A 16,147-nucleotide genomic window follows, 5' to 3' on the forward strand; every position below is an offset into this window, starting at 1 on the left:
GATAAATTATAAATTTTTGTGGGATGAATCTTTACTGATACTTCACAAGCTGGATTACTGCAACTTTTTTGCGAGATTCTTTTTCGGAGATTTGTAACAGATATATTCCGGTATTAAGATGAGCCACATCGATTTTATTTTGTCCGGCTGAACAATTATTTGAGAATATTAATTTCCCATTGGTCGTGAAAATGTTAATAATATAGTCTTTATCATTGTCAAGACCGGTTAAATTAATTTCTTTATCGAAAGGATTTGGAAAACAGCTTATTGTCGCTTTTTGAGAAACAATGATTCCGGTAGGAGTCTTGTTTATGTTAATTTGGTTTGTTGCAATTTCTTTTGTTGCACAAGGTAAAGAAGTTTTCATGCGTACATATATTGTATGATTTCCCTCTTCCAGTTGGTAACCGGCCAATCTCAATATGTTGTTTGACGAGAAAACATCCAATGGGTATTCAAAATCGGGGTCATCTAATGCAAATTGAAATAGAGGATCTTCTCCACCTGTTACAGATTGAGCTTCGATAATGATGGCATCCCATTCATCCGATTCAGGAATATTGGATGTCAGCGATACAGATGGTTCTATTTCGTTTTCAACAGTGAATATGATATTTTCACTCATGTTATTCAATGTGTATGTTATTGTATGTTCGCCCAGTCCGGCTAAGGATGCGTTAAACGTTGATCCTGTAACTCCTTTTCCTGACCAACTGCCTCCTGCGGGTGTGGCAGATAGTGAGATAGTTGATTCTAAGCATACTTTTTGAGATTTGTGGTTGATTTGCGGTTTGTCGATATAGTCGACAACAATTGTAAATATATCTCCGGAAGTGAATTCGATACCTTCTGCTGTTATAGTCATGGCTTCGTCATCATACTGTACCGGTATGAATATTGTATTGGTTTCTGTTTTTTTTATCAAACCGACTTTAGGGTTTTCTGCCAATAATGTCGCTATTGTTGGCGAAACTTTGAATTGTAGGCTAATCGTATTGATCCCGGATAAATTGATTTTCCAATTTCGTTTTAAAACTGTACAGGCTATTTCTTTTTCGTCTTCATTAAAGGCTTGTATTTGTTCTGTAGTATTAAGAGCGTCAGATGTTGCTCCGACAAAAGCAAATTGTCCATCTTCTTGAAATTTGGCAGGAGATGAAAAAGAACTTCCGTTTGATATTGTCAATATACCTTCATCTTCAGTTAACCCGTAACCGATCCGTCCGGTCGATTTTATTTGAGAAAGTCCGGAAGCATCATCGCGTACAATGCCTGTAATATAATTATTATAAGAAGAATAGTCAGAAGTTTCTCCTGCCCACCAAATTTGCCCTGCACTACTTGAATAAGTGAATTTATAGTTTGGTGTAGTAGGTACTTTTGTTGGATTGGAAGAAGAGGATTTAATTAGAGTAATACCATATTTCGCAGCAAGATAAGACTCTATTTTGTATCTTTCTTCATCTGTAATAAGTCTGTCGAAAGCTATAATTTCAGCAATATCTCCTTCGAGCCATTTACCTATTTTAGTCGTTCCTGCAACACTAACTCCGGCATAGAAAATACCCTCTTTCGATGGGGAGGAAACGAATCTTGTCAGGACGCTGAACAGACCTCCGTCGAAAGTTACCATATCTCCTTTTGGGTTGCCAAAAGCTGCAAAACAAGAATGGAAGCCAGTGGCTTTACTTGTTATTGCTGTAGAACGTGTTCCCCAATAATTGTTGATTCCATCAGAAACTAACCATGTCGGAGTAGGATTAGACCCCATTTTGTAAGTTTGAAAAAAAACAAGGTCTTCTTTATTCCCGTAATCTGTTATACCTTTTTCCTGAATAGATAAAACTGTTGATTCCTCTTTATTTTCTGTAGTTAGATTTGCTGAATAAACTGCGAAAACTGATTGGTATTTTTTATTTTCTAATCCTTTTAATGCAATTTTCCCATTGAAGTAAACTGTTGGATTGAAATTGACGGTGCTGTTTTTCAGTGTTAATGTTTCGGAACCTCCTTCATCTTTTTGGAAAAGTTCGATTTCTTGCTTTTGGTCAGATAGATCTTCCCAGTACGGACTTGTCAATTTATTATCAGCATCTATGGTCACACCCTTATCTGCTCTAAGCCATAAAACCGATCCTGATACTCCTCCCGGTTTTATTTGTGCATTTGCAGCAAAAACCGTTTCAATACATAATAACGATAATAAAAACGCCTTTTTCATAATTGATTGTATTAATGGTTGATTTAGATATAATGGTTTTGAAATCTCTGGTTAATTATGTCAGGAGTTTGAATATTATTTTAAATTCTTGTTGCAAATAAAATGATAAAATTGTAAATTGCAAAATATTTACGAAATATTTTTTGTATATGCATGAGTATATTACAAAAATATTACAAAAGTGTTTCGATTCTATGATAGATGTGTTTTGCATATGTGTTTGTTGTCTATTTTTTTTATAATTATTTGTTTTACATTGTATTGTATTTGTGGTTAAAGGCTGGATATTGTAGGAATATAGGTGTGTATGATGATTTTTTTATTTTGAAAATATTTTTGTAACATATTGTTGTTTATAAAAATATTTATTTTATTTGCATCGTGAATATGTTAAATGTAAAATTAAGATAGCCGTGAAAAAAAATTACAAATGGATTATATTTCTTATTACGACATTGGGATATAGTCTTTTCTATGTGTGCCGTTTAAGTATCAATGTCGTAAAGAGGCCGATTGTGGATTCGGGTTATTTGAGTGAGACAGAGTTGGGTATTATCGGAGGATCTCTGTTCTTTTCGTACGCAGTAGGAAAATTTGTAAACGGTTTTTTTGCCGATCGTTTCAATATACGTTTTTTAATGTCCGGCGGGTTGCTGGTTGCTGCGCTCCTTAATCTGATATTGGGTATGCATGTATTGTTTGGCGTTTTTGTAGTGCTATGGGGGATTAACGGATGGGTACAGTCTCTTGGTGGGCCTTGTAGTGCTATTGCTCTTAATCGTTGGTTCGGGGATAAGCAGCGAGGTACAGTATATGGTTTTTGGAGTGCGAGCCATAATATAGGAGAGGCTTTTACTTTTATATTTATAGCATTTGTAGTCAGTATGACCGGTTGGCAGTTTGGTTTCTTAAGTGCCGGAATGTTGGGGATTATAGGTGCGGTTCTTATATTTATTTTCTTAAAACCTTTTCCGCATGATGCAATAGACGGGGACGTATTTGTTAACCGAAAGGAAATAGGGAAAAAGCAGCTTTCTGTTTTAAAGAGCGGTACTATTTGGCTGCTTGCTCTTTCAAGCGCTTTTATGTATATCAGCCGTTATGCAGTCAATAGTTGGGGAGTTTATTATTTCGAAGTAGAAAAACATTATTCTATTGTGGAGGCTAGTGGATTGATTTCGATAAGTTCTATATGTGGAATTATAGGTACGGTATTTTCGGGGTTGTTATCTGATAAACTTTTTAGAGGAAAGCGGTATATCCCGGCTTGTTTGGCAAGCTTTATGAATTTGATCGCTTTATATCTTTTTTTATATATTCCCGATGGTGGTAAGCTTATGGATATTGTAGCCATGGTTCTTTTCGGAATATCTATTGGTATTTTGATATGTTATTTGGGCGGACTTATGGCTATAGATTTGGCTCCAAAAGAGGCAACGGGTGCGGCTGTAGGTGTAATAGGAATAGCCAGCTATATGGCAGCAGGCATTCAGGATATTTTAAGTGGCTTTTTTATTGAGAGCAAAAAACAGATTATTGGAGGGGTAGAAATCATCGATTTTTCATTTATCCGTATGTTTTGGATACTGTCTGCAATGGTTTCATTACTCCTGTTAATATGTATATATTATAAACACCATAGAAGAGTTTAATTGTCATGAATGTGTTGGAAAAAATTAAAAATGGCCTTATCGTTTCTTGTCAGGCAGAAGAGGGTTCTCCGTTTAATACACCGAAAGGTGTAGGCGATTTTGCAAGGTGTGCCGAACTTGGCGGTGCTGTCGGAATTCGAAGTTGTGGTATTGAAAAGTGTCGTTATATAATGCAAAATACATCTTTACCTGTAATTTGTCTTACTAAATCGATATTTGAAGATGGATTTGTACGTATCACTGGCTCTTTTGCGGAAGTCGAGGCTTTGCTTAAAATAAATGCGACGTTTATAGCTGTGGATGGGACGTATAGAATAAGGGAGAAACAATATACGGGACCGGATTATATAAAAAAAATAAAAAAAATGTATCCCAAAATTCTGGTAATGGCAGATATTGCTACTTCTCAGGAGGCATTCGCCTGCTATGAAGCGGGAGCTGATTGTATATCGACGACACTGTGTGGTTATACGCCCGATACGGTTTTTGTTAATCAGGAGTATCCCTCTTTTTCGTTATTGGAAGAATGTATAAAGTTTGTTCCTCGGGATTTCCCGATTATGGCTGAGGGAAGATTTAATAAACCGGAATATGCTGCACAAGCTATAGAAAATGGGGCTTGGGCTGTCATTGTAGGAACATCTATTACTCGACCTCAAATAATAACGCGTTGGTATGTAAATGCAATTAAGAAAAAAGTTGGACAAATATGAAAATGAAAATATTTTTTGGAACAGATGGCTGGAGAGCTTTGAATGGCTCTCAAATAAATGAAGTTTCAGTTGCAGTAATAGCACAAGCTTTTAGTGATTATTTACTGGGAAAAAATCGAACACCAGTTGTGGCTGTCGGCTATGATAGCCGTGAAAATTCGGAGCTGTTTGCGAATATTTTTGCGCAAGTACTTTCGGGAAACATGATAAAAGTTTATCTGTCAGATAGGATTATCCCGACTCCTGTTTTATCTTATAAAGTATTAGAGTCTGGTTGTGATGCTGGAGTTATGATTACTGCATCTCATAATCCGAAAGAATATAACGGTATAAAATTCAAATCGGAGTATGGAGGTCCATTTTCTACTGAAGAGACGAAGATCGTCGAGTCATATCTCTATCGTTCAAAGATAAAGGAATCAAAAAAATTTGTCACCAAATGTGATTTTATCTATGGATATATCAGGCACACTGAAAGAATTATTAATTTTGATAAGATAAAAGAGTCGGGTCTTTGTTTGCTTATTGATAGTATGGGAGGATCGGGGCAAAGGCTTACAGAACAAATTTTAAAAAGGCATGGAATAGAGGCTGTTTCGATTTTTGCTGATCCTGTTTCCGATTTTTACGGTAGATCACCAGAACCCATAGAGAAGAATTTGAAACCGTTGTCTGAATCTTTAAAAAAAGGAAATTACTCATTTGGAGTAGCTACGGATGGTGATGCTGATAGAATTGGAGTTTGTCTTGATTCTGGAGATTGGCTGTCTGCACAGTATACGATTTTGTTGCTTGTTGATTATTTGAAGAATGTAAAAAAAGTTTCGGGAGGAATAATAAAAACATCTTCGGTATCTGACAAAGTTCGTATTTTATTTGAGAATGAGACTACTCCTATATATGAAGTGCAAGTTGGATTTAAATATATATGTGATGTTATGATTCGGCATGATATCGCTTTTGGAGGAGAAGAAAGTGGAGGTTTTGGTTATGGAGTACATATTCCTGAGAGGGATGGGATATTTTCTTCATTGCTTTTATTAGAGATGTTGGCAACATCTTCATGTAAAACATTATCTGAATATTTCAAGAGAAAATTGTCTACTCTCGGACAGATTTATTATAACCGTATGGATTTAGTATACAGATATGAAAATAAAAATGATCTGTTACCTCAACTATTTTTGAATTCACCGCGAATGATCAATGGATTTAGAGTGTTTGGTATACAATCATTTTGTAGTAGTAGAAATATTGTCAATGGTATTAAATTTTTGTTAGGTCCTTGTAGGTGGTTACTTATTCGAAGTTCTGAAACTGAGGATATCATTCGTTTCTATGCGGAAGGGCAATCTGAGAAAGAAACAGAAATGTTGTTGTCGTGTGGCCGGGAAATATTGGGAATATAACAAGACTTATGAGGTATTAAAAAAATAGGCGCTATTGTTTTTTTGAATTTATTTTCTCAAAAAATCTTTTTTTTTTGAGAAAATAATCTACGGTAATGTTCCGGTTAGTTTCAGGAAAGTTTTTAAGCAGGTTGGTTTTCGGTTGGGAGTTATAGCGTTTTTTCATTTTCCGGTAGTCTATATGAGCTTTCCATACGGCTTTTACGTTTTCCCACTCTCCCGATAAAAGGAATTTTCCCATTGCTGCCGTGTCCATAAGTCTGCGGATGAATAATAAAGATCTTCCTTCTTTGAGAGGAAGATTCTTATAAAGCATTAATAGATTATTCCTGAAATTGAGATATGTCTTTCGGGGGTTCGAGGCGTTTAGTGTTCCTCCTCCCAGATGGTAGACGGTACTTTGCGGGATAATTACAATTCGTTTGCCCATAAGATGCACTCTCCAGCAAAGGTCGATCTCTTCCATGTGTGCAAAGAAATCGGCATCGAGACCGCCGGCATTCAAGTATTCTGCCCTCCGGATAAATAAGCATGCCCCGGTAGCCCAAAATATATCGGTTATCGAATCATATTGTCCGTAATCTTTTTCTATCGTGTCGAATATCCTGCCCCGGCAGAAAGCGTAGCCATATCGGTCGAGAAATCCTCCGGCCGCACCGGCATATTCAAAATAATCTTTTTGTCGGTATGCTTTCAATTTTGGCTGGCAGGCAGCAACGTCTCTATTTTTGTCACAGTATTCGACAAGCGGTTCTATCCATGCAGGTGTGGCTTCCACGTCCGAGTTCAATAATACTACATATTCGTATTCGAGCGCTTTGATGGCTCTGTTATACCCTTCGGCATACCCGTAATTTTGCGGGAATGCCATGATTTTCACTTCGGGGTGATTTTTCTGTATCCATGCGATAGAATTATCGTCAGAACCGTTGTCTGCAATGATAATGTCAGCCAATTCGGGATTTGTATATCGGCATACGGACGGAAGAAACTTTTCCAGAAGAGCCAATCCGTTCCAATTCAATATGATGACTGCAACTTTTTTCAAAAGAGAAATTTTTTAAGTTTGATAAATCGGTTATCAGGAGCGTTTATGTTTCCAACGGTTATGAGTCCATAACCAATATTCCGGCGCACGAAGTATCGTTGTTTCCATCATTTCCATATATTTGTTCGTGATTTCGAACTCTTCGGTCTCTTTCGGATTTTTAGATATTTCCCGGATTGTTACGGAATAATATCCTCTTTTTATTTTTTCGACATCGAAATAAAAAACAGAGAAGCCGACTTTGTGGGCGATTTTTTCGACTCCGGTAAATACCGGAGTGTCGTGGTTCAAGAAATTTACCCAATGGTGTATATTTGCCGGAGAAGGAGTTTGGTCTGCCATAAATCCGGTGATAGACGGTCTGCCTGAGGATTTATAGCGTAAAATACTTCTTAGCGTGTCTTGTTTGGCAATACATTCGGAATGGTATCTTCCCCGAAGTTTGAGAAAGAAACGATCGAACCATTTGTTTTTCAGAGGACGATATATTTGTGCGAAAATTACGCTTCCATTACGCATCCAGAGAGTGACGGACGGAACAAATTCCCAGTTGCCGTAATGTCCGAGCAGCATCAGGCATGAACCTCCGTTATCGACAATTTCCTGTAATGCTTCTGTATTGTGGAATTTTACCCTTTTTCGAGTCTCTTTGTCGGAGATATGGAGTAATTTGATTGTTTCTACGATATAGTCGCAGAAGTGATGGTAAAAAGCTTTTTCCATCCGACGGATTTCTTTTTTGCTTTTTTCAGGAAATGAATCTTTCATATTTTGATATACCAGTTTTCTCCGGTAACGTACTATGTAGAACATCGGAAAAAATAGAATATCGGATAATATGTATAATATTTTCAGCGGTAACAGAGCATGTAGCCAAAAATAGAAATACAACGGAAAATAGAGGATATTTTCAGATGTTTCTTTTTTCATATCTACGGGTTTATTCGATAATTCGTGTTACGGTAAGAGCATCTCCTGTTTCATTGAAGTCTCCTAATAATATTTTGCATGTCGTGTTTACCCTGTTTTTCTCGTAAGGCATTTCGACTCGGATATAGTTGTCTGTGAATCCGTGCATGGGCGCTCCTTTTTTGGGGTGCTCGAATAAAACAGGTCTCGTTTTTCCTATTTGGGATGAATAGAATTCGTGTGTCTTTTTTTCGGAGATCTCAAGCATCTTTTTACATCGTTCGTGTTTTTCTTGGGGATTTACTACATGATCGATTTTAAGAGCTTGTGTATTGGGTCGTTCTGAGTAAGTAAATACGTGCAACTGAGAAATATCGAGCCCATAAACAAATCGAACAGCATCGTTGAAGAATTGTTCGGTTTCACCTCTCACTCCGACAATGAGATCGACTCCTATAAATGCATCGGGCATTACAGATTTGATTTTTTGTATCTTGCTCTTGAAGAGTGCGGTATCATATCGGCGATGCATCAGTTTAAGTACCTCGTCGCTTCCCGATTGCAACGGTATATGGAAGTGAGGAGCGAAACGGCGGGACGTTGCAACATAATTGATGATCTCATCGGTAAGTAAATTAGGTTCTATGGAAGAAATCCGGTAACGTTCTATACCTTCTACCCGATCTAAAGCTTTTACCAGATCGAAAAATGATTCTCCGGTCGATTTTCCGAAGTCCCCTATGTTTACTCCGGTAAGAACGATCTCTTTTCCGCCTGATGCTGCGACAGTTTCAGCTTGCTTTACCATTTCTGCGATCGATCCGTTTCTACTTCTGCCTCTTGCAAAAGGAATAGTGCAATAAGTGCAGTAATAGTCGCAACCGTCCTGTACTTTCAAGAAATAGCGGGTTCGGTCTCCTCGAGAACAGGAGGGACTGAAAGTCCGTATGTCCTGACTTTGCGTGGTGATGATCGTTCCGTTACCCTTTTGTTTATGCAGATCATCCAGATAATCTAATATATTTAGTTTTTGTTCTGCTCCGAGAACTAAATCTACATCGGGAATATGTGCTATTTCTTCGGGCTTCAGTTGGGCATAACATCCGGTCACTACTATAAATGCCCCTGGATTTTGTCGGGCGATTTTTCGAATGGTTTGCCGGCATTTTTTGTCGGCTAATTCTGTTACCGAACAGGTGTTGATAATACAGATGTCAGCTTTTTCTCCGTTTCTGGCTTTGCGGATTCCCTGTTCTTCCAGAATCTTTCCAATCGCGGAAGTTTCAGCAAAATTGAGTTTACACCCTAATGTATAATAAACTGCTGTTTTATTTTCAAAAATTGTATGATCGACCATTAATGAGACTGTAATTCATATTAAAAACGAAACAAAGTTAGTCATTTTAAGGCAAAAAGCGTCGGTGCTGTAACATTCCTTAGCTATATTATAGGGAGAATACCAACTATTCATTATAAATTTGCAGTTCGACATAACTTAATTTGCCATGATCGAGGAAAATTTTATCAAAATCTATGAGAAAAGTTTTAAGGAAAATTGGGATCTGCCTGCATTGACCGATTATAATACGAGAGAAACTTTTACTTATGGAGAAGTTGCAGAGCAAATAGCCCGTTTGCATCTGTTATTTAAATATTGTCAGATTAGGCGTGGGGACAAGATTGCTCTTGTCGGCCGTAATACTCCCCGATGGTGTATAGCTTTTATGGCTGCGGTTTCTTATGGAGCGATTATCGTTCCGATATTGCAGGATTTTAATGCAAATGATGTTCAGCATATTGTTAATCATTCAGATTCTGTTTTGCTTTTTGCCGGAGATTTGATTTGGGAAAATCTCGAAGTGGATAAACTGAGCCAATTACGCGCGACTATTTCTTTGGTGGATTATACTTGTCTTGATCAGCGGGACGGAGAATGTATTACTCAATGTTTGGGTGATATGGATAAGTTGTTTAAAAAAGCATATCCTAAGGGTTTTACGAGAGACGATGTCCGTTTTGCCGAATTAACTAATGACAAGGTAATCTTGATTAATTATACTTCGGGAACGACCGGTTTTAGTAAAGGGGTAATGCTTACGGGAAATAATCTCGGAGGAAATGTGTGTTTCGGAATATCTTCGAAACTTCATTTTTCAGGAAGTAAATGTCTTTCATTTTTACCTTTGGCACATGCTTACGGATGTGCATTTGATTTGTTAGTACCTTTGGCTGTCGGCACGCACATTACGTTATTGGGGAAAATTCCTTCGCCTAAAATATTGTTGAAAGCATTGGAAGAGGTAAAGCCTAATCTTATTATTTGCGTGCCTCTGATATTAGAAAAGATATATCGGAAGCAGATATTGCCGATGTTGAATAAACGTCCGTTGAAATGGGCTCTTAATGTTCCGTTGCTCGACTCCCGTATTTATGGGCAGGTACGAAAAAAACTGGTGGATGCTTTCGGTGGACGTTTTGAGCAGGTAATTGTCGGAGGCGCTCCTTTAAATGCCGAAGTTGAGGCTTTTTTGCATCGTATTAAATTTCCGTTTACTGTCGGTTATGGAATGACAGAATGCGGTCCTTTGATCAGTTATACTCACCATTCTGAATTTATACCACGTTCTTCTGGACGAATTCTTGAAGGATATATGCAAGTGAAGATCGACTCTTCTGATCCCGAGCTGATTCCGGGAGAAATTTGTGTACGAGGTGAGAACGTAATGGCCGGTTATTATAAAAATCAGGAAGCGACCGAAAAGGTGATCGATAAGGATGGTTGGTTGCATACCGGCGATATGGGTACGGTGAATAACGATGATACCATATTTATAAAGGGTCGTTACAAAACAATGATTTTGGGGGCGAGCGGGCAAAATATCTATCCGGAGGAGATCGAGTCGAAATTGAATAATATGCCGTTTATAATGGAAAGCCTTGTTATTGAAAAGGATGGACGTTTGGTCGCTTTGGTATATCCTGACTATGAGGCTGTTGATGATTATGGAATTGCGAATGAAGATTTGCCGGTAGCAATGGAGGAAATTCGGAAAAATTTAAATAAGGAGGTTGCTCCTTATGAACAAATCGCTAAAATTCATCTTTATCCGACTGAATTTGAGAAAACTCCGAAACGGAGTATAAAACGGTATCTTTATACAAATTTTTCTCCGATATAGCATTTCTGAAGAAAAAAGTTGACTTTTTTGAAAAAAAATGAGTTCAGGTGATACAACATTAGAAAATAATCTATACCTTTGAACCGTTTTTGAAGCAATAATTTATTGTTTTATATTTAATTTAAAGAAAATGAAAAAGTTAGTCTTGTTCTTCGCTGTTGCATTTGCAATGTCATTTGCAGCTTGTTCTTCTAAAACTACTAGCGACGCTACTAGCGCTGATTCAACTATGGTTGATTCTATTTCTGTAGTAGAAGAAACTGTAATCGTTGATTCTGTAGCTGCTGACTCAGCTGCTATCGTTGATTCAGCTGCAGTTGTTGCTGAATAATTTAGCGATAAGAACAAAAAGGAGTAATAGAGTGGTTCTGAGAAGAGCTGCTCTATTTTTTTTATATTTTTGCAGTAGAAAAAGTGTGGATGTTATTGGAAATTTAATATTGTAATGATATGAAAAAGATAATATTACTTTTAGTTCTTTTACTCTTTTGTTTTTCTTTACCTGCTAAAAAGTTAGAACCGGTTCGTACGAGTGTTGGCAAGTTGAATGTATCCGTTGATCCAAGGACTGAGTTGTTAGGGGTGATACAGATTATGGCCGATTATCCACTCGTAACTAAAAATTCGCCTTATAGTAATGAGGTAAAAGCATATTTTGAGCCTATGAAAGATTCGAAGGCTGTTGAAGTGACGAGAATGCTTTTACAAGAGTATGGTTTTAGTTATGATGCTCCTGTGGATTTTATATTGCGATTGTCCCAACCTCTTCAATTAAAAAGAATCGTACCTTATTCTGAGGATGTGAAAAATCGTGCTGGAGGAGAAGCCAATCTTTCTGTATATAGAGATGCGATTCGCGATTTTGCAAAAAAATCTGGATTTGAACATTTTTATGTATCTAAGAAAGAGTTTTATGAGCGTATTCTTGCATCAGTTCGTGAAATGTTTCAAGGTCGGGACTTAGTCAAAACAGTAGAAGAGTATTATAAAGATAGTTGCAATAGTTATAATATGATTATATGCCCTCTTAACGGGAACAATAATTATGGTCTGAGATTTAAATCGAGTAATGACAAATATGATCTTTATCCTGTGATATGTGGGGAGGGGAAGTATAGAGAACGATTTTTTGATAATGTTATTTTGCATGAATTTAATCATTCGTTTGTTAACCCATTAACAGAAAAATATAGAGATAAGGTTGAGTTAAGTAAAAAACTTTTTGAGCCGATAAGAGAATTTATGACTTCTAAGGCGTATGGTGAGTGGAAAATAACGTTAGATGAACATATTGTAAGAGCTGTTACGGCAAGAATGATGGAAATGTTGTTCGGTAAGCAAGTCGGAGCGGAATGGGTAATTTATGAAAAAAAACAAGGCTTTGTATATATTGAGCCGATTATTGAAAGTTTAAAACGGTTTGAAAGTCTCCGAGATTCTGATGGTGTAACATTTGCTGAATATTTTCCAAACCTATTGTCGATGTTGGCCGATTTGAATCCTGTTAATAATTTTGATACTGCTGCTTTTAACGGCATTATAGATCGTGTTTTTAATACCGGAAAAATCGCAGTTGTCTATCCTACGGCAGATTGCAATCAAGAGCTTATATATAAAATAAAACAATATACAGCTTATGTCGCTGATTTTATAAAGCAAAAAAGTACAATAAAAGAATGTGTCGTGATATCTGATAGTGTGGCTTTGAGTAAACCTTTGGATGAATACGGAATATTATGTTATGGAACGATAGAGAGTAACTTGTTTTTGTCTCATTACAAAGAGACTTTTCCGTTTCAGATTAAAAATGGCGAACTTTTTGCTGATAAGAAATATAATGATCCGAGTCTAAGATTTATTACTTGCTTACCAAATCCGCAAAACAATAAAAATGGAATGATTGTATATACGGCTTTTAAGAATGATAATATTCTTGATATAAACAGTTATTCCCATGGAAGTTATAGCTATCATATTTTTAGCGGTAATCGGACGGTGTTGTCTGAAGGTTTTTATGACACAAAATCTGTTCCGTGGAAGTTTATTAAATAAAAGGTACTATCTATAAGTCTATGCTCGATTAAGATTAATTGGGGATAAAAGTTTAATAAAGAATATATTATTAAAATGGTAAAGAGGGGCGAAATTAAATTGCCCCTCTTTACTTATTTGTAATTTTTTATTTTTTTAAGGAACTTGATGTTCATAACCGAGAACGTCTATCAGCTTGAGATCGAAAATCAAGGTGGAATAAGGCAATATGACTGAAGAAGACATTTCTGCTCCATATCCTAAGTTTTGAGGAATAATTACCTGACAACTGTCACCGGGTTGCATACTTGTGAGAGCAATCTGAAATCCTTGTATGAATTGATCTACTCTTCCGGTGGTTGCACTGTCGGTATAAAGATAAGTCGAGTCGAAAGCTGTGCCGTTATACAGCATTCCTTTATACATGAATTTTACAGTGCTGTTGTTTAGCGGAGCAGGTTTTGTTCCATCACCTTTTTTGTATGTTTTCATCAGAATAAAACTTCCCGGATCCCAAACCGGATAAATTTCTGTGTAAACCGGAAATCCGTTTTCATCCGTTTCTGCCCTTTTCTGATTGAAGTAGGCCGCATTTTCATTTCTCCATTTCTGATATTGTGTCCATGTGTCTTCTTTATCGTCTTTACAAGACATTATGAAAACAATAGTCAGTAATACTATAATTCCCGGAAATTTTTTCATTGTTTTTATTCCTTTTTATTCATCAATTAAAATTTTACTTCCGGTGCTTTTTCAGCTCCGGCTTCGGCTGTAAATTGAGGTTTTTTGTCAAATCCGCCTATTCCGGCTATAATGCTCGCAGGAAAACGACGTATCATGGCGTTGTAGTCCCGTACCATGTCTGTATATCTTGTCCGTTCGGTAGAAATGCGGTTTTCTGTCCCTTCAAGTTGTGCTTGTAGTTCCAGAAAGTTTTGGTTTGCTTTCAGGTCGGGATAATTCTCCGTTACCATTAACAGCCGCCCTAAAGCTTGGCTCAGTTCACCTTGGGCAGCCTGATATTTTTGCAAAGAAACTTCGTTTAGGTTGTCGGGGCTGATTGTAACCTGTGTGGCTTTAGCCCGGGCATTTACCACAGCGTCGAGAGTCTCTTTCTCGTGAGAAGCATACCCTTTGACTGTATTTACGAGATTCGGGATCAGATCTGCCCGGCGCTGGTACTGATTTTCTACTTTTGCCCATTGAGACATTACGGCTTCATCGGCATTTACCATTTTGTTGTTTATCGATATTCCGTAGCCGATAATGATTACCAGCAAGGCAAGGATACTTATTAAGACGATAAGAGATTTTTTCATATATCCGTTATTTATTTTTCAACGATTTTTTTTAACAGAGACTTTAAACTAACCTGTTCTCCGATGATTTGTGCCAATTGATCGATAGGGACACGCTGCTGCTCCATCGTATCGCGATGACGGATCGTGACCATGTTGTCCTGAAGAGAATCATGATCTACGGTGACGCAGAACGGAGTTCCGATTGCATCTTGACGTCGATATCTTTTTCCGATAGAATCTTTTTCGTCGTATTGGCATTTGAAATCGAATTTCAGTGTATCAATGATTTCCCGAGCTTTTTCAGGCAGTCCGTCTTTCTTTACTAAAGGTAAGACTGCGAGTTTTACCGGAGCTAAAGGTGCAGGTAATTTCAATACTACACGAGACTCTCCGTTTTCGAGTTTTTCTTCGCAATAAGCTGCAGCCATGATACTGAGGAACATGCGGTCTACACCGATGGATGTTTCGATAACATAAGGAGTGTAAGACTCGTTCAGTTCGGGATCAAAATATTGGAGTTTTTTCCCTGAATATTTTTCATGACTTCCCAAATCGAAATTGGTACGGGAGTGGATACCTTCGACTTCCTTGAATCCGAAAGGCATTTCGAATTCGATGTCGGTAGCGGCGTTTGCATAGTGTGCCAGCTTGTCATGATCATGGAATCGGTATTTATGGTCTCCTAATCCCAAAGCTTTGTGCCATTTGAGTCGTATTTCTTTCCATGTTTTAAACCATTCGAGCTCTTGTCCCGGGCGTACAAAAAATTGCATTTCCATTTGTTCGAATTCACGCATGCGGAATATAAATTGCCGAGCTACTATTTCATTGCGGAATGCTTTTCCTATTTGAGCGATTCCGAAAGGAATGCGCATACGGCCTGTTTTTTGTACGTTCAGGTAGTTTACGAATATCCCTTGAGCAGTTTCGGGACGCAAATATACCTTCATTGCTCCATCGGAAGTAGATCCCATTTCTGTGGAGAACATCAGATTGAACTGACGTACATCCGTCCAGTTTTTTGTTCCGCTGATCGGGCAAACGATTTCATAGTCGAGGATGATCTGGCGCAACTCTTCGAGGTTGTTGCCATTCATTGCTTTGGCGAAACGACTGTGCAATTCTTCTCGTTTTGCTACATGCTCTTGTACACGGGGATTGGTTTGTCTGAACAACGCTTCATCAAACGATTCTCCGAACCGTTTCGCCGCTTTTTCAACCTCTTTTTCGATCTTCTCGTCCATTTTTGCCAACTGGTCTTCGATCAGGACGTCTGCGCGATAACGTTTTTTAGAGTCTTTGTTGTCTATCAGTGGGTCGTTGAATGCATCTACGTGTCCTGATGCTTTCCAGATTGTCGGATGCATGAAAATAGCAGAGTCGATACCGACGATATTTTCGTGGAGCAATACCATACTGTCCCACCAATATTTTTTTATATTGTTTTTCAGTTCTACACCCATTTGTCCGTAGTCATAGACTGCAGCGAGTCCGTCATAAATTTCGCTGGACGGGAAAACAAAACCGTATTCTTTACAGTGCGATACCAGTTTTTTAAAAACGTCTTCTTGTTGTGCCATATCTTTAGTTATGTTTTATATCTTTATGTCGGTTTACTTAAAAAAAGATTGTTTATAACCTCGATTCTGAGGCTAATAAAGCGCAAAGTAAATGATTTTTT

General features: G+C 37.6%; 13 protein-coding genes. 6 read left to right on the forward strand and 7 right to left on the reverse strand.

Annotated features, from left to right (window positions below; translation table 11 throughout):
- Positions 1 to 31 precede the first annotated feature (31 nt).
- Positions 32 to 2,224: a DUF8202 domain-containing protein gene (locus AC0UMU_RS04440; RefSeq protein WP_278716245.1), complete on the reverse strand. Its 2,193-nt coding sequence runs from the start codon at positions 2,222 to 2,224 to the stop codon at positions 32 to 34.
- Positions 2,225 to 2,637: 413 nt separating this feature from the next.
- On the opposite strand from AC0UMU_RS04440, the gene AC0UMU_RS04445 reads away from it, so the two are divergent.
- Genes AC0UMU_RS04445 through AC0UMU_RS04455 form a run of 3 tightly spaced genes read left to right on the forward strand, consistent with a single transcriptional unit; the run spans position 2,638 to position 5,998 of the window.
- Entirely contained in the window at positions 2,638 to 3,876 is a 1,239-nt protein-coding gene (locus tag AC0UMU_RS04445; RefSeq protein ID WP_270214546.1) for an MFS transporter, read from the forward strand.
- Positions 3,877 to 3,881: 5 nt separating this feature from the next.
- The gene (locus tag AC0UMU_RS04450) at positions 3,882 to 4,589 is read left to right on the forward strand and encodes an N-acetylmannosamine-6-phosphate 2-epimerase (protein ID WP_022390487.1); all 708 of its coding nucleotides are present in this window, start codon (positions 3,882 to 3,884) and stop codon (positions 4,587 to 4,589) included.
- Positions 4,586 to 5,998 carry a phosphohexomutase domain-containing protein gene (locus AC0UMU_RS04455; RefSeq protein ID WP_278716244.1) on the forward strand — a complete coding sequence of 471 codons (1,413 nt, stop codon included), beginning with the start codon at positions 4,586 to 4,588 and terminating at the stop codon, positions 5,996 to 5,998. The genes AC0UMU_RS04450 and AC0UMU_RS04455 overlap by 4 nt, the downstream gene beginning before the upstream one ends.
- Positions 5,999 to 6,029: 31 nt before the next feature.
- Here AC0UMU_RS04455 and AC0UMU_RS04460 read toward each other — a convergent pair whose 3' ends face one another.
- From AC0UMU_RS04460 to mtaB, 3 genes are read right to left on the reverse strand one after another with little or no spacing between them, the layout of a single operon-like run.
- Positions 6,030 to 7,046 (reverse strand): glycosyltransferase family 2 protein, encoded by a 1,017-nt coding sequence (locus AC0UMU_RS04460; RefSeq protein WP_278716243.1) that lies wholly within the window; start codon positions 7,044 to 7,046, stop codon positions 6,030 to 6,032.
- Positions 7,047 to 7,079: 33 nt separating this feature from the next.
- Positions 7,080 to 7,976 carry a lysophospholipid acyltransferase family protein gene (locus tag AC0UMU_RS04465; RefSeq protein WP_278716242.1) on the reverse strand — a complete coding sequence of 299 codons (897 nt, stop codon included), beginning with the start codon at positions 7,974 to 7,976 and terminating at the stop codon, positions 7,080 to 7,082.
- Between the two features lie 10 nt (positions 7,977 to 7,986).
- Complete coding sequence (gene mtaB / locus AC0UMU_RS04470; RefSeq protein WP_278716241.1) at positions 7,987 to 9,312, reverse strand: tRNA (N(6)-L-threonylcarbamoyladenosine(37)-C(2))-methylthiotransferase MtaB; 1,326 nt, start codon at positions 9,310 to 9,312, stop codon at positions 7,987 to 7,989.
- Positions 9,313 to 9,460: 148 nt separating this feature from the next.
- Between mtaB and AC0UMU_RS04475 the strand changes: the two genes are divergently transcribed.
- From AC0UMU_RS04475 to AC0UMU_RS04485, 3 genes are all read left to right on the forward strand, one after another.
- Positions 9,461 to 11,134 carry an AMP-binding protein gene (locus AC0UMU_RS04475; protein WP_288640087.1) on the forward strand — a complete coding sequence of 558 codons (1,674 nt, stop codon included), beginning with the start codon at positions 9,461 to 9,463 and terminating at the stop codon, positions 11,132 to 11,134.
- A 130-nt stretch (positions 11,135 to 11,264) separates the two neighbouring features.
- A complete protein-coding gene (locus AC0UMU_RS04480) occupies positions 11,265 to 11,465 on the forward strand; it encodes a PG1828 family lipoprotein (protein WP_009319178.1) in 201 nt (66 codons plus the stop codon).
- Between the two features lie 119 nt (positions 11,466 to 11,584).
- Positions 11,585 to 13,186 carry a DUF4932 domain-containing protein gene (locus tag AC0UMU_RS04485; RefSeq protein WP_009319177.1) on the forward strand — a complete coding sequence of 534 codons (1,602 nt, stop codon included), beginning with the start codon at positions 11,585 to 11,587 and terminating at the stop codon, positions 13,184 to 13,186.
- 135 nt (positions 13,187 to 13,321) lie between these two features.
- Here AC0UMU_RS04485 and AC0UMU_RS04490 read toward each other — a convergent pair whose 3' ends face one another.
- Genes AC0UMU_RS04490 through AC0UMU_RS04500 form a run of 3 tightly spaced genes read right to left on the reverse strand, consistent with a single transcriptional unit; the run spans position 13,322 to position 16,046 of the window.
- Entirely contained in the window at positions 13,322 to 13,867 is a 546-nt protein-coding gene (locus AC0UMU_RS04490; RefSeq protein ID WP_122304056.1) for a BamJ family beta-barrel-assembly machinery protein, read from the reverse strand.
- Positions 13,868 to 13,893: 26 nt separating this feature from the next.
- Positions 13,894 to 14,484, reverse strand: a complete 591-nt coding sequence (locus AC0UMU_RS04495) for a LemA family protein (protein WP_270739035.1) — start codon at positions 14,482 to 14,484, stop codon at positions 13,894 to 13,896.
- Between the two features lie 11 nt (positions 14,485 to 14,495).
- Positions 14,496 to 16,046, reverse strand: a complete 1,551-nt coding sequence (locus AC0UMU_RS04500) for a glycine--tRNA ligase (protein ID WP_288640084.1) — start codon at positions 16,044 to 16,046, stop codon at positions 14,496 to 14,498.
- Positions 16,047 to 16,147: the final 101 nt, after the last annotated feature.

The sequence above is a fragment of the Coprobacter fastidiosus genome, from assembly GCF_982245605.1.